The organism is Cellulomonas sp. zg-ZUI22 (assembly GCF_017353535.1).
Lineage (GTDB): Bacteria > Actinomycetota > Actinomycetes > Actinomycetales > Cellulomonadaceae > Cellulomonas > Cellulomonas wangleii.
The window spans coordinates 172,306-189,580 of the sequence record NZ_JAFMUZ010000009.1 but is presented as its reverse complement, the minus strand read 5'-3'; the positions used below and the strand labels follow the sequence as shown (position 1 = coordinate 189,580).

Genomic DNA, 17,275 nt, shown 5'->3' with positions numbered 1-17,275 from the left:
GCGTTTTGGTCCACTGCCTCTATCGACATCGGATCGCGTCAATTGTCAAGAACCAGCCATTCCTCGCGCTCGGTCACGTCTGCGGACGGCGTCATCGATATCGCTGCGCAAGGTGGCGCTGATCCTGTCCCACGCATAAACGGTCTCCATGCCGGCGCCAGTCCACTCCTGATCTAGGTAATCGACAAACATGACCGCGCGCGAAACGCGTTCGTCGAACGTGCGAGCATCTCGAATCTCTCTACGGGTCGACGACCTCACGATTGGAGTATCGACGATAATCGCGTCTATGTAGGAGAAAAACGCGGGGAGTCGAGCTTCGGTGTACGCGCCTAATTGGTTTGTGCGGTAGGGGCCGGCGGTGCCATCCATCGAGGAATCTAGCAGGCTGTATCGCACTGCGCGCTCGAGATGATAAGCGATCTGCTCCTGACTAAAACCGAGCGCTCCAAACTCCGCGTAGATCACACCTACCTCAACAAAAGCACCTCGACCCTCGTCTCTACCACGAATATACGACAGAAGCGCTGGGAGGAGAAAGTGCTCGCGACCGTCCTCCACCGATATATCAAAGACGTTAACAATTTCACTCTTGGTGGGGTCGTACTGAGCATAGTCCCCGAGCACCACTGCGCGCAAGAATTCGTGGGCTGGCACCGTGTATCGTCGCCCATTGCGCGCCTCCGTCAGCACGCGCTCTGTGTTTACATAGGGACTGCCCACGAACCGCGAGAGCATTGATATTGCTCTCCTGGTGTTCCCTCCGCTAAGGTTGTCGACAAGTTCCCGCAACTGTTCGCTATTGCCAAAACTAGCTTCCAGCATGTCGAGGTACGCGCCTACGTCATCGATGGAGAACTGAAGCGCCTCCGGAAGGTGGGTCTGTCGGCTCGCTAGTTCTCTCGCGTACTCCAGGCGACGGAGGATGACTTCATCCACGCGCGGAGGAGCAACAGTAAAAACGCGGAGGTGATACGCCGACAGGGTGCCGGTCGAGCGAGAGTTGAAGAACGTCGCAGGCCTCAGTGAGATAAATACTGTTACCGGCCATTGGGCGGCGAGAGCCTGGCCGATCAGAAATACCCTGCCTTGGTCCTCGATCGGCCACTGATCAATGTTGTCCAGGATCGCGACCAGCGCATATCGTGAGTTCAGGTGCCTAAGAGAACGCAGGACATGGTCCCTGCTAGAGACGAGTCGCTCGAGCTCCTCAGCCTCCTTGAGGGCGTAGATGTCTGGTTGCGATGCCTTTAGCGCCCCATAGATACCGCGCGCGAATTGATTGATCTCCCTGTTATAGACAGCTCTCACGAAACTGACTTCGGTGATCTCGACGTCGTAGTCCTCTGTAAGTTGGCGAGAGATCTCGGCATACACAAAGCTCTCGAAGTCCTCGAAGGTCCCCTTTGCGCCAAAATCAATGTAGAAGGCCAACGTGTCCTCAAGCAGATCTCGACCTTCGACGCGGATCAAGTGCTGAAGAAACATCGTCTTTCCGACGCCAACGTCGCCAAGTATTATCAGCGGGCTCGACTGCATAGCCCGGGTGAGGCTTGAGCCGAGTTCTGGGTGCAACTTTCCACGCTTCTGCCTCACTGGCGCGAGGTCTGCGCCAGTTGTCGAGATCGTCGCGGCGTAGCGTTCGCGCAGGACCTCTTTGCTGACAAGCGCGTACTGCGATAAGGCACCAGTGTTGCAGTAGCAGAACTCGTAGAATTCGTCACTAGCCTGCTGAGGGCCCTCGATGTCGCGAATGAAAGCGTTTCCGAGCATTTGGAGGTTGGTATCCAGGGCACCGCGAGCGCGCAATCCAGGGTAGCTGGTAATGGAGGACGAGAGTTTAGCAGGGGGGAGCGGTTGTCGATTTCCCACGGCTAGGTGGCGTAAGAGATTTCTCTGGGCCATCCCATGTCGCGAGAGCATGGCCCAGAACACTGAAAAGTCTTCCGCCATCTCGTGGAGGCTGTGGAAACACAGCGCCTCGCCGGCCAAGGGGCGGATCCCGTCCTGTCGAGAGGCGTAGAATGCAATGAGTTGATGTCCATTGGTAACGACTGCGATCGGCACGCCACGGGCCTGGCAGTATGTCAGAACTTGTTCAATCGCTTTCTTTGTTGCGGGATCCGCCATTAGGGTCCGAAGGTCAATTTTTCGGCGGCTCTCAAGGCCTGCTGGAATCGTGAAGTGAATGCCTTCGCGTTTGGCTTCAACTATAGCCTGGGGAATCGGCGACCCGAGCGCATAGTCTACATAACCGTCCGTGCCGCCGAGCTCCGTATCGATATCCATAGTGCGCCACGCGAGGCCATCAAGGAGGATTCGATCGATAACGCGGATCCGGGTCGTCGCCTCGTTGAGGCTGCCCGGACTTGCATGGTCAACTGCGAGTTGTTGCATCGCCGCCTGGGCACTTGCGTACCTGTCCATGAGTCCTCCGCGCCGGGTTTGGCATAGCATCGCACAATGCGCGTTGGTGCGTGGCGAGATCGGCGAACTGCCCGGTGTTGACGTAGCTCTCAGTCTCATGTACGCTAGGCGAGCCTGTCCGTGTACCCTGGCAAAGGACGGATCATGAGCATCTAGACAGTCTCGAGTTGACGGATCCGACTTCCACGAGTGGCCAGTTCACGCGAACTGGCCACTCGTGTGCGTTTTGGAGAGCCAGCTGAGTGCCGAGCGCCGGGCTTGACGCGGCTGCGTCAGCAGTCGTACGTTGCCCGAGCCCGTCCATGTTGTCGTACGAAGGATCAGTCATGGCGAACTGAGGTCCCATCGGAATGGGCTTGTCGTACTTGAGAGGGCCGAGACCTCAGTGGTCTCGGTCCTCTCGCGTGTCGCCGCCGGTCGTGGGTCAGCGTTCGGAGCCCGCGCTTCCGTAGTTGACCCCGCCAGTGTGGGTTGCTGCAAGGACGGCATCACCGCGACGCGCGAGCTGTGCGGCCCGGACGTCGCCGACCCGATCCCCGTGCTGGTGCTCACGACGTTCGACGTCGACGAGTACCTGTTCGGCGCGCTGGAGGCCGGCGCGTCGGGGTTCCTGCTGAAGGACGCCGAGCCGGCCACGCTCGTCGAGGCCGTCCGCTCGGTCGCCGCCGGCCACGGGATGCTCGCCAACGCCCTGACCCGCCGCGTGTTGCGCGAGGTCGTCACCCGCCGCCGCACCCAGCCCGTCACCGCCGCCCGGGCCCGCGAGCTGCTGACCCCGCGCGAGCTCGACATCCTGCTGCTGCCGGGCCGGACACCCTCAAGGTCCGGCGGCTGCGCCGCGACCCGCGGGCGTCGATCGTCGTCGCCGCACCGGTGGGCGAGCGCGAGCACTGGGTGGCGGTGTCCGGCCCGGTCACGGTCGAGAGCGACGGCGCGCACGACCTGGCGGCCCGCCTCGCGGCCCGCTACTGGGACCTGACGGACCCGGTTCGCGTGGAGGACCTGCAGGGGATCCTCGCCGAGGACCAGGTCCGGCTCGTGATCCACCCCGAGAACGTCCGCCGGTACGCGTACTGAGAGCCGTCCCGTCGGAGGGCGCTCCCCTCACCGCCGGGGCGCCGTACGTCAGGGCAGCGGGATCCGCGACACCGTGAACGGCCCCGGCGTCCCCCCGCCGCCGAACCGGATCTCGAACTGGCTGTTGACCACCAGCAGGCTGCGCCCGGCGCGGGCGATCGTCGTCGGGTCGTCGAACGAGGGGTCCGTCGTGCGGGAGACCACGGTCCCGGAGGCGAGGTCCCGGCTCAGCCTGACCTCGACGACGGACTGCGGCGGCCCGGCCGTCCACTCGGCCGCGTACAGCGTGCGGCCGTCCAGCAGCAGGCCGTCGCCGGCCACCGAGGCGCCCCCGAGGTCGACGCGCACCACGCTGCCGTCCTTCAGCCCGACGCGGAACAGCTCGCCCGTCCGCGGCTTCGACACCACCGCGTACCGCCCGTCGCGCGAGACGACGATCCCGTTGGCGTTGATGTCCTGGTCGTACGTGAAGACGGTGCCCTCGAACGAGACGACCGGCTTCAGCAGCTCGGTGCCCGTCGTCCTGCGGTCGCGGGCGTCGATCCGGTAGAGCACCGGACGCGACGAGTCGGTGACGTAGACGTCGCCGCGGGGCCCGACGGCGATGTCGTTGAGGAACGCCGGGGTGCCGTCCTGCACGACCTGCCACGACCCCGTGAGCTCGCGGGTCCGCAGGTCGTACGCCCAGACGAGCCCCGTGGGGCCGCCGGCGACGAACAGCGTGCGGCCGTCGACCTTCAGCCCGGCCGCCACCACGCGGCCGTCCTCGCCGCCCGGCAGGAAGGGCACGGCGGTGGGCTGGTCGAGACGACCGCGATAGATCGTCCCGTCGGTGGTGCTGCTGACGTAGAACTCGTTCCCCCGGGCGGCGATGCCCTCGGGGTAGATGTCGTCGGCCGCCGGGCCCACCGGGTCCAGCAGGTACGTCGTCGGCAGGTCGGGGCGGTGCCGCTCCTGCGTCTGCACGTCCTGCACCCGCGTCTCCTGCGCGGCGGCCGGGACGGCGGTGAGGAGGGTGAGGGCCACGACGGTGGCCAGGGTGGTCGTCAGGCTGGAGCGCATCGGTGGACCCCTTCGACGGGGGCGTCCGGCCCACCGGGCGCGGGCCCCCGCCGACACCCCTGGGTGCACCGTGACGATCGGGACGAATCGGCGCCGAGGCCACTGTAGGGACGGCGTCGCCCCGCGTGCCACCGCTCGGTGCGGGGGTGCCCGGTGGCTCAGGGCACGGGGATCCGCGACACCGTGAACGGCTCCGGGGTCCCGCCGGCCGCCCGGGTCTCGAACTGGCTGTTGACCACCAGCAGGCTGCGCCCGGCCCGGGCGATGGTCGTCGGGTCGTCGAACGACGGGTCGGTCGTGCGCGAGACCACGGTCCCGGAGGCGAGGTCCCGGGAGAGGTCCACGGTCACGACCGACTGGGGGTCGGCCGTCCACTCGGCCGCGAGCAGCCGCCGCCCGTCGAGCAGCAGGCCGTCGCCGGCCACCGAGGCGCCGCCGAGGTCGACCTTCACGACGCTCCCGTCGGTCAGCCCCACGCGGAAGAGCTCGCCCGTCCGCGTCTTCGCGACGACGGCGTACCGGCCGTCGCGCGAGATCACCAGCCCGTTGGCGTTGACGTCCTGGTCGTACGTGAAGTCGGTGCCCTCGAACGACACGACGGGCTCGAGCAGCTCGGTGCCCGTCGTGCGGCGCTCGCGGGCGTCGATCCGGTAGAGCACCGGGCGCATCGAGTCCGTCACGTAGACGTCCCCGCGGGGGCTGACGGCCAGGTCGTTGACGAACGTCGGGGTGCCGTCCTGCACGACCTGCCAGGAGCCCGTGAGCTCGCGGGTCCGCAGGTCGTACGCCCAGACGCGCCCCGTGGCGCCCCCGGCGACGAACAGCGTGCGGCCGTCGACCTTCAGCCCGACCGCCATCGTGCGGCCGTCCTGGCCGCCGGGCAGGAACGGCACGGCGGTGGGCTGGTCGAGACGACCGCGGTAGATCGTCCCGTCGGTGGTGCTGCTGACGTAGAAGTCGTCGCCGCGGGCGGCGATGCCCTCGGGGTAGATGTCGTCGGCCGCCGGGCCCACGGGGTCCAGCAGGTACGTCGTCGGGAGGTCGGGGCGGTGCCGCTGCCCCGCGTCGTGCGCGGCGGCGGGGACGGCGGTGACGAGGGTCAGTGCCACGACGGCGGCAAGGGTGGTCGTCAGGCTGGAGCGCATCGGTGGACCCCTTCGACGGGGGCGTCGGCCCCACCGGGCGCGGGCCCCCGCCGACACCCCTGGGTGCACCGTGACGATCGGGACGATTCGGCGCGGTGCCCACTGTAGGGACCGCGCCGCCGCGCGTGCCAGGAGGCCGCGCGGGCGTCTCACGCCGGGACGCTCAGCCCCTGCAGCCAGTCACGCCACGCCGGCTCCTCGCGCTGCACGTACGCGGCGGCGTCGGGCGAGAAGAGGTGCGCGCGCACGGACGCGTTCGTCGTGCCCTCGCCGGCGTCGTGCACGCCGACGCTCAGCACGCCGGGCACCGGGCCCGTGAGCCGGACGACCGCGTGCCGCGGGCCGACGCTCTCGACGGTCCCGGTCGCCCCGCGCACGTCGAGCGTCGACCCGACGTCGCCGAGCCCGAGCGCGCCGCGCAGCGCCGCCCACACCGTCGGCTCGTCGCCGGGGTGGACGGCGTCGGCCTCGAGCTGCGTGGCCTCCTGGCCCGCGAAGTGCGCGAGGTACAGGCGCAGGACGTCGAACGAGGGCCTCCAGCTCGCGCCCATGTCCTGCCACCAGTCCTGCTCCCAGTCCGCGCCGATGCCGAAGCCGCTGGTGGTCACGCGCACGACGCACGTCCCGCCGGAGCGTGCCTCGACGACGAACTGCGACGTCATGGGGCTCAGGTCGTCCGGGTCCTTGCCCATGAGGCCGGCCCAGTCCTCCTCGTAGACGAGGCGGTGCGGCGGCTCCCAGGCGGTGACGTGGCCGTCGGAGCCCATGTCCCTGCCCATCGCGAAGTGCAGGGTGCCGCCCTCGTGCTCCTCGATGCGGGTCGGCAGGAACCAGGAGCTCAGGCCACGGGCGGTCGCGATGGCCTGCCAGACCTGCTCGGGGGTCCCGGGGACCTCGACGTCGAACTCCAGGCGGTACGGGACGTGCGGTGCGGTGGTCATGCGTCCTCCTCGGGCAGCGGGTGCGCGGCGACGACGAGCCGGTGCGGGCGCCCGTCGTCGTGGTGGTAGCGCGCGGCCAGGTCGAGCACCGCGGCGGTGAGGTCGTCCGCGAAGGCCGCACGGTCGGCGGCGGAGCGGAACCCGATCTGCGTGTCGATGGTCAGCGTGGGGACGCGTGCCCCCGACGTCCCGGCCCGGCGAACCAGCGCGCCGACCTCCCGCACCAGCCGCCCGGCCAGTGCGACGAGGTACCCGGCGGACTGCCGGTCGGAGGTGGCGTCCGGCTGGGCGGCCGACGCGCTGACGGCCGCGGGGGAGACGACGTACCGCGCGGCGGACGCCCGCAGCACCCGCTCGGTGATGCCGCCGTGCCGGCGCTCCTCGGCCAGCTCCACCAGGCCGTGCGCCTCCAGCGCCTTGAGGTGGTAGTTGACCTTCTGGCGGGGGATGCCGACGCGGGCGGCCAGCCCGGCGGCCGACGCGGGCTCGGCCAGCTCGCCGAGCAGCCGTGACCGGACCGGGTCCAGCGCCACGGCGGCGGTGTCCGCGTCCTCGATGACCTCGACGTCCTGCATGGGTCCAGGGAACCCTTGACAAGAATATTTGTCAAGGGTCCGGGAGGTCGGCGCGGTGCGGCAGCGAACAAAGTTCCGGGCGAGCGGCACTGCTGTCCGACCGTGCGCTCACGGCGAGGAGAAGCCCGATTCAGTCTGCACAAGGTAACCTCCTGCGGTTACCATCTGCAGAATGAGTGGACGCGAAGAGATCGCCCGGCTCGCGGCCCGGGCACCCCTGCGCACCATCCGCGTCGCGGACCTGGCTCACGTGTACGCGCACCCCAAGAAGGAGATCCGCGAGCTCCGGCTGCGCGGCGTGCTGCACCGGCTGGCCCGGGGGATCTACTGCGCCGTGCCCCTCGACGTCGATGCGGCGACGTGGCGCCCCACCCTGGAGGCGGCGACCGCTGCGGTGGCGACTGCGCACGTCGGCGACCGGGTGCCCGTGCTGATGGGCCTCACGGCCGCCCGGGTCCACCGAGCGCTGCCGCGTGCCGTCGGTGAAGGGCACGTCGCGGTCCCGACCTACCGGCGCCCCACGGTGCTGGCGGATCGCGACGCCCGCGTGGTCTTCACCGAGCGGGACGTCTCCGCGCTGGACGCCGTCCTCGTCCCGACGGATCTGGGGCCCGCCCTCGCGACCACCCCGGAGCAGACCGTCCTCGACCTCGCGCGCACGGACCCGCGAGGTCACGACGTCGACGCCCAGGAGGCGATCGACGCCCTGTGGCCGGCGTGCGACCCCGCGCAGCTGCAGGACCTCGCGGAGCACCAGCGCATGCGGGCGACGCTCCGACGGCTCGAGGCCAGGCGATGACCGGCAGCGGGTACGCGGAGTGGGCGGCTGTGGCCGAGCGCTTCGGCGTCGCTCTCGAGCAGGTCCGACGCGACCACCTGATCTCTCATGTCCTGGGTGCCCTCGCTGCGGGAGTCCCCACCGACGACCTGGTCTTCTTCGGAGGGACAGCCCTGTCGCGCACCCACCTGGTCGACGCCCGCCTGAGCGAGGACATCGACCTGGTCGCGCTCGCGCCGCGCAGCAGGGTCGCGGAGGACATCGACAGGGCGGTGCGGCGCGGTCTCGCCCGGAGCCACGGGCGGCCCACCTGGCGACCCGCGCTCGCCTCAGCGCGTGGCGCGGAGCCTGCCCTGCTCGAGGTGGGTGACACGCTGGCCGTCCGGGTCCAGCTCCTGGCCGACGACGGGTTCCTGTGGCCGACGGAGGTGCGGCAGGTCGAGCAGCGGTACTCCGACGCGCCTCCGGCCCGCCTTCGGACCCTGACGGCAGCGGGTTTCGCGGCCGCCAAGCTCAGCGCGTGGATCGACCGTCGTGCACCTCGTGACCTGTACGACCTGTGGGCCCTTGCCCGGCGCGGGCTGGTGGACGCGGCAGCGCTGGACGTCTTCCTGGCTGCAGGACCGACGGGAAAGCCGCCGGGCGCGTGGGTCTTCGACGTGCCGGCCGACGAGGCCATGTGGCGTCGCGCGCTCGGTCACCAGACCCGGCTCGGCGTCACGGCCACCGAGGCCATCGCCGTCGTCCGCGCCGCGTGGGACACCGCCGCGCGGTGAGCCGCGCGTGCGCCCGGGGCTGGCCGGCCGCACCGACGGGCTGGCGTGTCGCACCCCCCGGACGCCACGCTGTCGGGCATGGACGTCCCCGGCCCCACCCCCCGCCTGCTGCTGCGCCCGATGACCGACGACGACCTCGACGACATGGCGGCGCTGCTCGGCGACCCCGTCGTCATGGCGCACTACCCCCGGCCGCGCACCCGCGAGGAGGCGCAGAAGTGGATCGACTGGACCCGCCGCTCCTACCGCGACCACGGGTTCGGCCTGTGGGTGCTGGTGGACCGGGCGACCGGGGAGTTCGTCGGCGACTGCGGGCTGACGGTGCAGCACATCGACGGTGTCGACGAGCTGGAGGTCGGGTACCACGTGCGCGCGGACCGCCAGGGCGAGGGGCTGGCGACCGAGGCCGCGCTGGCCGCGCGTGACTTCGCCCGCGAGGTGCTGGGGGCGACCCGTCTGATCGCGATCATCGCGCCGGACAACGTCGCGTCGCAGCGGGTGGCGTCGAAGATCGGGCTGGGCGTCGAGAAGCGCGCCCGGTACGGCGACGACCAGCGGGAGGTGCTCATCCACGCGGGCGTGCCGTGACCTGCACCGATGGTGTGTACGTTCGAGCACATGGCTCACGACTACTTCGCCGGCGACCCCCGCACCAACCGCGAGCGGATGCTCGCCGGTGACCTCTACATCGCCGACGACCCGGAGAGCGAGCGCATCGCGCGCCGCGCCACCGCGCTGGTCGACGCGTACCAGCGGGCCGTCGTCGCCTCCGACGACGCCGGTGCGCGCGCGATCCTGAGCGACCTGCTCGGCTCGCTCGGCGAGGGCGCGTTCATCAAGCCGCCGCTGGCCGTCGACTACGGCGAGAACATCCACGTCGGCGCCCGGACCTTCGTCAACTCCGGGCTCACGGCGCTCGACGTCGCGACCATCACCATCGGCGAGGACTGCCAGATCGGCCCGAACGTGCAGCTGCTGACCCCGACGCACCCCGTGGACCCGCAGCCGCGCCGCGACAAGCTCGAGGCCGCGCAGCCCATCACCCTGGGCGACAACGTGTGGCTCGGCGGCGGGGTCATCGTCTGCCCCGGGGTGACGATCGGGGACAACACGGTGGTCGGCGCCGGGGCCGTCGTCGTGCGTGACCTGCCCGCGAACGTCGTGGCCGTGGGCAACCCGGCCCGCGTCGTGCGGACGATCGAGCCCGGCGACGCGCGGTGACCCGGCGGCGGGCGCGACGACGCTCGACGACGCGCTGGTCGAGCGCCCGACCCGCGCCTGCCCGGACGGGTGACTGCCGCCGCCGCGAACGCTCGGCGATACTCCGCGGATGAGCGTTCGTGCGCGCCCGGTGGTGTCGGCCCTCGTCGTGCTGGCGCTCGGGGGGTGCGCGTCGAACGGACTGCCGGACCGTTCCCCGGAGGTCACCGGCACGGTGACGGCCGACGGCGCTGAGCAGTCCCTCACGACGGTGTCCGACGACTACTACGAGGGCATGGCGTTGCGTCTGACGGACGCCGTGGTCGTCGACGCCGACGGCGCGCAGGTGGACGCGCCCTCCGACGGCGACGAGGTCGAGGTCTGGGTCGGTGGCGGCTGCAACGAGTCGCGCCCCGTGCAGTGCACCGTCGTCGCCGTGCGCGTGCTGGGCTGACGCTTCTCGAGCCCACCGGGCGTCCGTCCTGTCCGGACATGCCCGTTCCTGGACGGCGGTGCATCATCGAAGGGCGGCGGGCGGCCGGCCCGCCGAAGACAGGGGGGCAACCAGATGTGCACAGGCATTCGATTCTCGGACGGTGACGGCAACCTCTACCTCGCCCGCAACCTCGACTGGACCGTCGGGTACGGGGAGCGGGTGCTCGTCACGCCCACCGGATACACGCCCAGGTCGCCGTTCGGTGCCGTGGGCAGCATCCGCCACGCGACGATCGGCATGGGCATCGTCGAGGAGGACACGCCGCTGTACTTCGACCTCGGCAACGACGCGGGCCTCGCCGTGGCGGGCCTGAACTTCCCCGGGTACGCGCAGTACGCGCCGGGGCCGGTCGACGGGAGGACCAACGTCGCCGCGTGGGAGTTCCCCCTCTGGGTGGGCTCGCAGTTCGCCTCGGTGGACGAGGTGGAGGCCGCGCTCGCGGACGTGACGATCGTCGACAAGCCCATCAACGAGAAGTTCCCGAGCTCGTTGCTGCACTGGATCATCGCCGACGCGAACCGCGCGATCGTGGTGGAGCACACGGCCACCGGCCTGCACGTCTTCGACGACGACGTGGACGTGCTGGCCAACCAGCCCGGGTTCGAGTGGCACCACGAGAACCTGCGCAACTACCTCAACACGGGCCCGGAGTTCCCCGACGCCCTGCAGGTCGGGCGGGCCAGCCTCACGCCGTTCGGCTCGGGCTCGCACATGCGCGGGATCCCGGGCGACTACTACTCCACCTCGCGGTTCGTGCGGGCGGCGTACGTCAACGCCCACTACCCGACCAAGACCAGCGAGGAGGACAACGTCAGCCGGGCGTTCCACACCCTGCAGCAGGTCGCGATGGTCGACGGCGCCGCCGCCATGGGTGACGGGGCGTTCGAGAAGACGATCTACACCGGTCTCTTCTCGTCCCGGACGACGACGTACTACTGGAACCTGTACGACGACCCGGCGATCCAGAGCGTCGCGCTGGCCGACCTGAAGCCGGACGGCACGGAGCTGGTCTCGGCGTAGGGGGGACCCGCGCGGCCCTGCGGCCGGCGCCGCGTCAGGCGCCCCGCAGGGCCGCGGTCCGCCCGTCGTCGACCGTCGCCGCGCGCTCCCGGTCGGCACGCGAGCGGGCCACGTCCTCGGTCATCCTCGCGGTCTCCACGCGCTCGGCCCGGCTCGCCCGGACCGCGAGCAGCGCCCACAGGATCGTGGTGAGGTCCACCGCCTCCTGCAGCCACGCGCCCGCGAGGGCGGGCAGGCTGCCGGTGGCCGCCACGAGCATCAGCGCCACGGACAGGCCGACGCCCATGGCGATCGACTGCCACGCGACCCGCATGGTGCGCTGGCCGATCTGCACGGCGCGCGCCGCGCGGGACAGGTCGTCGACCGTGATGACGACGTCCGCGGACTCGCTGGCGGCGCTCGCACCGCGCGCGCCCATCGCGATGCCGACGTCCGCGACGGCCAGCACGGGTGCGTCGTTCACGCCGTCGCCGACCATCATCACCGGGCGCAGGGGGGCGGACCGGACCGCGGCGACCTTGTCCTGCGGCAGCAGCTCGGCGCGCACGTCGTCGATGCCGGCCTCGGCCGCGATCCGCCGGGCGACCTGCTCGCCGTCCCCGGTCAGCATCATCGTGGTGCAGACGCCGGCGCGGTGCAGCGCGGCCATGGTCGCGGCCGTCTCGGCGCGCAGCTCGTCGGCCAGCGTGAGGCTGCCCGCGAGGCGCCGGTCGACGGCCACGTGGATGCTCGTGTCCCCGTCCGACGACGCCGGTGCGGCACCCGACTCCTGCGCGACCCAGCCGGCCTTGCCCACGACGACCACCCGCCCGTCGACCGTCCCGCGCACACCGTGCGCGGGGACCTCGACGACGTCCTGCGCGGGCGGCAGCGTCCGGCCCGTCCCGCGGGCGCGCTCCACGACGGCCTCGGCGAGGGGGTGGCTCGAGTACTGCTCCACGGCCGCGGCGAGCAGCAGCAGGTCCTGCGGCGCGAGGCCCTCGGCGTCGACGTGCGTGACGCGCGGCTGCCCGTGGGTGAGGGTCCCGGTCTTGTCGAACGCGGCGGTGCGCGCCCGGGCCAGCTGCTCCAGGGTGCCGCTGCTCTTCACGATGATCCCGGCCCGCGCGGAGCGGGACATCCCGGCCATGAACGCGACCGGGGCGGCGATGATCAGCGGGCACGGGGTGGCGACCACCAGCACCTCGGCGATCCGGACCGGGTCCCCCGAGACCAGCCACGCCGTGACGGCCACCGCGAACGCGAACAGCGTGAAGGGCACCGCCACCCGGTCCGCGAGCCGGACGAACGGCGCCTTGGAGTCCTGCGCCTCGCGGACGAGGGCGATGATCCGCTGGTACTGGGAGTCCGCCGCCGCGGCGGTGGCGCGCAGCTCGATGGCGTCGCCACCGTTGATCGCGCCGGACAGCAGGCCGTCGCCGCGCACGTGCTCGACGGGCAGCGACTCCCCGGTCAGCGACGACTCGTCGAGGATCGCGTCGTCCGACTCCAGCACGCCGTCGACGGGGACGACCTCGAAGGGACGCACGAGGACCCGGTCGCCGACCACGACGTCCCCGACCGGGACGTCGGTGGGCTCCCCGTCCGGTCCGAGCAGGTGCGCCGTGCGGGGCGCGTTCTGCAGCAGCCCGGTGAGCTCGCGCCGGGCCCGACCCGCGGCGTAGTCCTCGAGGGCCTCGCCGCCGGACAGCATGAGGCACACCACCAGGGCCGCCCAGTACTCGCCCACCGCGACCGTCGAGGCGATCGCCGTCACCGCGAGCAGGTCGACGCCGTGGTTCCCCGCCCGCAGGTCCGCCACCATCCCGCGGGCCTGCAGCAGCGCGACGCCCACGGCGTACACGGAGACGACCCACCGGGCCGTGGTGCCGTCGCCCGTCGCCTCGAGCAGCCCGCCCACGGCCGCGACCGCGACCGTCGCGAGGACGACCGGGTAGTCGAGCAGGCGGTGGACGAACGTGCCCATACCTCAGTGGTACGCCTCGCGGGGGTCGTTCCGCCACGAAGGACAGGCACGCCTGACCCGCGCGCGCGGGCCAGGCCTGCCGGTGCGTCAGGCGGCCGCGGAGAGCCGCTCGATCTCCTCGCGCGTCAGTCGCAGGTCCACCGCCAGGACGGAGTCCTGGATCGACGCGGGCCGCGACGCCCCGGGGATCGGGACGACGACGTCGGCCTGCGCGAGCTCCCACGCGAGCGCCACCTGCTGCGGGCTGACGCCGTGCGCCTGGGCGACCTGCGCGAACGGGGCGAACGTGTCGCCCAGGTCGGCGGCCTTGGCGATGCCGCCGAGCGGGCTCCACGGCAGGAACGCGATGCCGAGCTCGGCGCACAGGTCCAGCTCCGGCTGGGACGACCGGAAGGCGGGGGAGTACTGGTTCTGCACGGACGCGAGGCGCCCGCCCAGCACCTCCTGCGCGAGCCGGATCTGCTCGGGGTTCGCGTTGGAGACGCCCGCGAGGCGGATCGTGCCGGCGTCGAGCAGCTCGGCCAGCGCGCCGACCGACTCCTCGTACGGCACGTCCGGGTCGGGGCGGTGGAACTGGTACAGGCCGATCGCCTCGACCCCGAGCCGGCGGGCCGACTCCTGCGCGGCCTGCTTCAGGTACTCGGGGCGGCCGTTCACCGTCCACGAGCCGTCGCCGGGGCGCAGGTGCCCGCCCTTGGTGGCGACGAGGACGGACGAGGCGTCGCCCGACCAGGTGCGCAGCGCCTCGGCGATGAGGTCCTCGTTGTGGCCGACCTCGTCGGCGTGCAGGTGGTACGCGTCCGCGGTGTCGATGAGCGTGACGCCCGCGTCGAGCGCGGCGTGGATGGTGGCGATCGAGCGCTCCCGGTCGGGGCGGCCCTCGATCGACATGGGCATGCCGCCGAGGCCGATGGCGCTGACCGGGACGTCGGCGATGTGTCGTGTCTGCATCCGCCCATCCCACCCCGGTGCGCCACGTCCCGCACGCCGACGCGCCACGTCCCGCACGGCGCCTCCGTCGAAGGATGGAACTCGCCCGGGGCCCTCTTCCGAGGCTCGATGGCGACCCCGCCCGGTCCCTAGGTTCGAGAGCAACACCAGGACCTCGACAACCAGGAGACCACCATGGCCACGCAGACCACGGCCGCGACGACGGGCACCGCGGTGCGCCTCGTCGACGTGCACAAGACCTACCCCGCTCGTGAGCCCGTCCACGCGCTGCGCGGAGTCTCCCTCGACCTGCCGGCCGGGTCGGTCACCGCGGTCGTCGGGCAGTCCGGTTCCGGCAAGTCCACGCTGCTGAACTGCGCCGCGGGCCTCGACACCCCCAGCCGCGGCTCGGTCGTCGTCGGCGGCCACGACCTGACGACGATGCGCCCCGACGACCTCACCCGGTTCCGCCGCGAGCACGTCGGCTTCGTCTTCCAGGCCTACAACCTCATCGGGCACCTCACGGCCCGCGAGAACGTGCGGCTGCCGCTGCTGCTCGCGGGCCGCCAGGTCGACCCGGCGTGGGAGGCGGCGCTGCTGGAGTTCCTCGGTGTGCCGGACCTCGTGGACCGGCTGCCGGGCGAGCTGTCCGGCGGGCAGGCCCAGCGGGTCGCCATCGCCCGCGCACTCATCACGCGGCCGGCGGTCGTCTTCGCCGACGAGCCGACCGGCGCGCTGGACTCCAGGACCGGGGCCGCGGTGCTCCAGGTGCTGCGGGACACGGCCGACGAGCTCGGCCAGACGGTCGTCATCGTGACGCACGACGCGGGGGTCGCCGCCTCCGCCGAGCGCGTCGTCGTCCTCGCGGACGGGCTGGTCGTCGACCGGCTCGAGCGTCCCACCGCCGAGCAGGTCACCGCCCGGCTCCTCGCGAAGGGACGGTGAGCCCGATGTGGCAGCTCGCGTCCTCGGGCGTCCGCGCCCACCGCGGTGCCTTCGCCGGCACCGCCGTCGTCCTGGCCGTCGCCGCGGCGGTGCTCGCCGTCACCGGCGTCCTGTTCGAGTCGGGCCTGCGCACGCAGGGCGCGGCCGACCCGACGTCCGGCGGGCTGCTCGTCGCCCTCGCCTCGTCGTACGCCGGCACGCTGATCGTCGTCGTCGTGATGGTCGTCGCGGCCACCGTCAGCCTGGCGCTGCGCAGCCGCCGCCGGGAGTTCGCGCTCCTGCGTGCCGTCGGCGCGACGCCGGCCCAGGTGCGTCGCACCGTCACGCTCGAGGTGGGGGTCGTGTCGCTCGTCGCCGCGCCGCTCGGGGCGGTCGCGGGCCTGTTCGGCGCCCGCCTGCTGGACCCGCTGCTCGTGCGCAGCGGGATGGTCGCGCCGGACTTCGCGTCGTCGCTCTCCCCGCTGCCCGTCCTGGCCGCCGTCGCGCTCATCGTGGTCACCGCGGTGCCCGTGGGGCGGCTCGGCGCACGCGAGGCCGCCCGCACCGCACCCACCGCCGCGCTCCAGCAGAGCGCCGTCGAGGACCGGCAGGTCGGCCCCGGCCGCCGCCTGACCGCGGCGACGATGAGCGTCGTCGGCCTGGTCATGGCGTTCTCGACCCTGTGGATCCCCGGCGCCACCGGCAGCGCGATGGCCTCGCTGTCGGCGTTCCTGCTCATCGGGGCGGTCGCGCTCGCCGGTCCCGTGCTGGTCGGCTGGATCTTCGACCGGGTCGCACGCATGCACCCGGCCGGTGGTCGTCCCGCCACCATGCTCGCCGTGCGCAACGTCCGCGGCTTCTCGCGGCGCCTGACCACGGTCGTCGTGCCGCTCGCCCTGGTCGTCTCCGCCGCGACCATCCAGACGAGCGTGAACCGGGCCCTGACGACCGCGGCCGAGCAGGAGTTCGTCGCCGCGGTCAGCGCGGACCTCGTCGTCACGCCCCCGCAGGACGCGACGCAGGACCTGGTCGCGCAGGTCACGCAGGTGCCCGGGGTCGCTGCTGCCGTGCCGCTCGCGACGGTCCCGGCGCAGGTCCGGACCGACAGCGAGGGCGGCGCGCTGGCCTGGGAGGCGACCGCGCTGCGGGTCGTCCCCGTCGGCACCACCGCGCTCGACCCGGACGTCGTGAAGGGGTCGCTCGCCGACCTCGACGCACCGGACACCGTGGCCGTCAGCAGCGACACGGCGTTCACGTCCGGTGCCGGGCTGGGGGAGACGCTCACGCTCCGCCTCGGGGGTGACGAGGTCGACGCGACCGTCGTCGCCGTGTTCTCCCGCGGCATGGGCGTCGCGGGGGTCATCACAGGGCCGGCGACGGCCGAGGCCCACGGGCTGCCGGTCATGGCCGACACCGTCCTGGTCGACCTCGCCGACGGCGCGGACGCGACCGCCACGACCGCGGCGATCACCGCCCTGGGCGCCACGGCGGCGGACCCGCAGACCCACATCACCACCGCCATGAGTGCGGCCGGCGACGAGAACGAGGTCGGGACGGCACTGCTCCTGCTGCTGCTCGCGGTCGTGGCGGTCGGGGCGGCCAGCACGCTGGCGATGACCACGGTCGCGCGGCGCGACGAGCTCGCGCTGCTGCACCGCACCGGCACCACGCGTCGCCAGCTCATGGCGATGACCACCGTCGAGGCGGCGATCACGGGCGTGACGGCCTGGGTCGTCGGGACCCTGGCGGTCGTCCCGGCGCTGATCGGGGTGAGCGCGGGCGTGCTCGACGGGCCTCCCGTGGTGGACGTGCCGGCGTACGGCGTCGTCAGCGCGGCCGTCGTGGTCTTCGCGCTGATCGCGACCGCACTGGCGGCGCGCCGCACGACGCGGGTGGCGACGGCCGTCGCGTAGGGGACGGCCCGACGCCCGCACGGGCCCTTCACCCCCGCCCCGGGG

At 71.8% G+C, this 17,275-nt stretch carries 16 protein-coding genes; 9 read left to right on the top strand and 7 right to left on the bottom strand.

Annotation, left to right across the window (positions count from 1 at the left end):
- Positions 1-45: 45 nt before the first annotated feature.
- Positions 46-2,427, bottom strand: a complete 2,382-nt coding sequence (locus tag J1G43_RS18150; protein WP_207379019.1) for a hypothetical protein — start codon at positions 2,425-2,427, stop codon at positions 46-48.
- A gap of 466 nt (positions 2,428-2,893) precedes the next feature.
- Between J1G43_RS18150 and J1G43_RS19725 the strand changes: the two genes are divergently transcribed.
- The gene (locus J1G43_RS19725) at positions 2,894-3,406 is read left to right on the top strand and encodes a response regulator transcription factor (RefSeq protein WP_307859655.1); all 513 of its coding nucleotides are present in this window, start codon (positions 2,894-2,896) and stop codon (positions 3,404-3,406) included.
- Between the two features lie 146 nt (positions 3,407-3,552).
- Here J1G43_RS19725 and J1G43_RS18140 read toward each other — a convergent pair whose 3' ends face one another.
- The 4 genes from J1G43_RS18140 to J1G43_RS18125 all read right to left on the bottom strand — a co-directional run bounded on the left by J1G43_RS18140 (position 3,553) and on the right by J1G43_RS18125 (position 7,227).
- The gene (locus tag J1G43_RS18140) at positions 3,553-4,566 is read right to left on the bottom strand and encodes an SMP-30/gluconolactonase/LRE family protein (RefSeq protein ID WP_207379018.1); all 1,014 of its coding nucleotides are present in this window, start codon (positions 4,564-4,566) and stop codon (positions 3,553-3,555) included.
- A gap of 158 nt (positions 4,567-4,724) precedes the next feature.
- Entirely contained in the window at positions 4,725-5,711 is a 987-nt protein-coding gene (locus J1G43_RS18135; protein WP_207379017.1) for an SMP-30/gluconolactonase/LRE family protein, read from the bottom strand.
- A 149-nt stretch (positions 5,712-5,860) separates the two neighbouring features.
- On the bottom strand, positions 5,861-6,652 hold the full coding sequence (locus tag J1G43_RS18130; RefSeq protein WP_207379016.1) for an SRPBCC domain-containing protein: 792 nt from the start codon (positions 6,650-6,652) through the stop codon (positions 5,861-5,863).
- Positions 6,649-7,227 (bottom strand): helix-turn-helix domain-containing protein, encoded by a 579-nt coding sequence (locus J1G43_RS18125; RefSeq protein WP_207371140.1) that lies wholly within the window; start codon positions 7,225-7,227, stop codon positions 6,649-6,651. The genes J1G43_RS18130 and J1G43_RS18125 overlap by 4 nt, the downstream gene beginning before the upstream one ends.
- 172 nt (positions 7,228-7,399) lie before the next feature.
- Here J1G43_RS18125 and J1G43_RS18120 point away from each other — a divergent pair, with 172 nt between their 5' ends.
- From J1G43_RS18120 to bsh, 6 genes are all read left to right on the top strand, one after another.
- Positions 7,400-8,026: a type IV toxin-antitoxin system AbiEi family antitoxin gene (locus J1G43_RS18120; protein ID WP_207371139.1), complete on the top strand. Its 627-nt coding sequence runs from the start codon at positions 7,400-7,402 to the stop codon at positions 8,024-8,026.
- Complete coding sequence (locus tag J1G43_RS18115; protein WP_207371138.1) at positions 8,023-8,781, top strand: nucleotidyl transferase AbiEii/AbiGii toxin family protein; 759 nt, start codon at positions 8,023-8,025, stop codon at positions 8,779-8,781. Before J1G43_RS18120 ends, J1G43_RS18115 begins: the two co-directional genes overlap by 4 nt.
- A 78-nt stretch (positions 8,782-8,859) precedes the next feature.
- Complete coding sequence (locus J1G43_RS18110) at positions 8,860-9,369, top strand: GNAT family N-acetyltransferase (RefSeq protein ID WP_207371137.1); 510 nt, start codon at positions 8,860-8,862, stop codon at positions 9,367-9,369.
- A 30-nt stretch (positions 9,370-9,399) separates the two neighbouring features.
- Positions 9,400-10,002, top strand: coding sequence for a sugar O-acetyltransferase (locus tag J1G43_RS18105; protein ID WP_207379015.1), 603 nt, complete (start codon positions 9,400-9,402; stop codon positions 10,000-10,002).
- Between the two features lie 109 nt (positions 10,003-10,111).
- Positions 10,112-10,435 carry a hypothetical protein gene (locus tag J1G43_RS18100; protein WP_207371135.1) on the top strand — a complete coding sequence of 108 codons (324 nt, stop codon included), beginning with the start codon at positions 10,112-10,114 and terminating at the stop codon, positions 10,433-10,435.
- Between the two features lie 114 nt (positions 10,436-10,549).
- A complete protein-coding gene (bsh, locus tag J1G43_RS18095) occupies positions 10,550-11,497 on the top strand; it encodes a choloylglycine hydrolase (RefSeq protein WP_207379014.1) in 948 nt (315 codons plus the stop codon).
- A 34-nt stretch (positions 11,498-11,531) separates the two neighbouring features.
- On the opposite strand, the gene J1G43_RS18090 is transcribed toward bsh, so the two are convergent.
- Both J1G43_RS18090 and J1G43_RS18085 read right to left on the bottom strand, forming a co-directional pair.
- Positions 11,532-13,463, bottom strand: coding sequence for a heavy metal translocating P-type ATPase (locus tag J1G43_RS18090; protein ID WP_207379013.1), 1,932 nt, complete (start codon positions 13,461-13,463; stop codon positions 11,532-11,534).
- Positions 13,464-13,550: 87 nt separating this feature from the next.
- On the bottom strand, positions 13,551-14,414 hold the full coding sequence (locus J1G43_RS18085; protein ID WP_207371133.1) for an aldo/keto reductase: 864 nt from the start codon (positions 14,412-14,414) through the stop codon (positions 13,551-13,553).
- 174 nt (positions 14,415-14,588) lie between these two features.
- Here J1G43_RS18085 and J1G43_RS18080 point away from each other — a divergent pair, with 174 nt between their 5' ends.
- Positions 14,589-15,338 carry an ABC transporter ATP-binding protein gene (locus J1G43_RS18080; protein WP_207341788.1) on the top strand — a complete coding sequence of 250 codons (750 nt, stop codon included), beginning with the start codon at positions 14,589-14,591 and terminating at the stop codon, positions 15,336-15,338.
- Between the two features lie 5 nt (positions 15,339-15,343).
- Positions 15,344-17,230 (top strand): FtsX-like permease family protein, encoded by a 1,887-nt coding sequence (locus tag J1G43_RS18075; RefSeq protein WP_242636017.1) that lies wholly within the window; start codon positions 15,344-15,346, stop codon positions 17,228-17,230.
- The last annotated feature ends 45 nt before the right edge of the window (positions 17,231-17,275 follow it).

Coding starts and splice junctions, on each gene's coding strand:
- J1G43_RS18150 (WP_207379019.1), bottom strand. CDS start 2,427: ATGGACAGGTACGCAAGTGCCCAGGCGGCGATGCAACAACTCGCAGTT.
- J1G43_RS18105 (WP_207379015.1), top strand. CDS start 9,400: ATGGCTCACGACTACTTCGCCGGCGACCCCCGCACCAACCGCGAGCGG.
- J1G43_RS18140 (WP_207379018.1), bottom strand. CDS start 4,566: ATGCGCTCCAGCCTGACGACCACCCTGGCCACCGTCGTGGCCCTCACC.
- J1G43_RS18120 (WP_207371139.1), top strand. CDS start 7,400: ATGAGTGGACGCGAAGAGATCGCCCGGCTCGCGGCCCGGGCACCCCTG.
- J1G43_RS18075 (WP_242636017.1), top strand. CDS start 15,344: ATGTGGCAGCTCGCGTCCTCGGGCGTCCGCGCCCACCGCGGTGCCTTC.
- J1G43_RS18135 (WP_207379017.1), bottom strand. CDS start 5,711: ATGCGCTCCAGCCTGACGACCACCCTTGCCGCCGTCGTGGCACTGACC.
- J1G43_RS18090 (WP_207379013.1), bottom strand. CDS start 13,463: ATGGGCACGTTCGTCCACCGCCTGCTCGACTACCCGGTCGTCCTCGCG.
- J1G43_RS18130 (WP_207379016.1), bottom strand. CDS start 6,652: ATGACCACCGCACCGCACGTCCCGTACCGCCTGGAGTTCGACGTCGAG.
- J1G43_RS18125 (WP_207371140.1), bottom strand. CDS start 7,227: ATGCAGGACGTCGAGGTCATCGAGGACGCGGACACCGCCGCCGTGGCG.
- J1G43_RS18080 (WP_207341788.1), top strand. CDS start 14,589: ATGGCCACGCAGACCACGGCCGCGACGACGGGCACCGCGGTGCGCCTC.
- J1G43_RS18100 (WP_207371135.1), top strand. CDS start 10,112: ATGAGCGTTCGTGCGCGCCCGGTGGTGTCGGCCCTCGTCGTGCTGGCG.
- J1G43_RS18115 (WP_207371138.1), top strand. CDS start 8,023: ATGACCGGCAGCGGGTACGCGGAGTGGGCGGCTGTGGCCGAGCGCTTC.
- J1G43_RS18110 (WP_207371137.1), top strand. CDS start 8,860: ATGGACGTCCCCGGCCCCACCCCCCGCCTGCTGCTGCGCCCGATGACC.
- bsh (WP_207379014.1), top strand. CDS start 10,550: ATGTGCACAGGCATTCGATTCTCGGACGGTGACGGCAACCTCTACCTC.
- J1G43_RS18085 (WP_207371133.1), bottom strand. CDS start 14,414: ATGCAGACACGACACATCGCCGACGTCCCGGTCAGCGCCATCGGCCTC.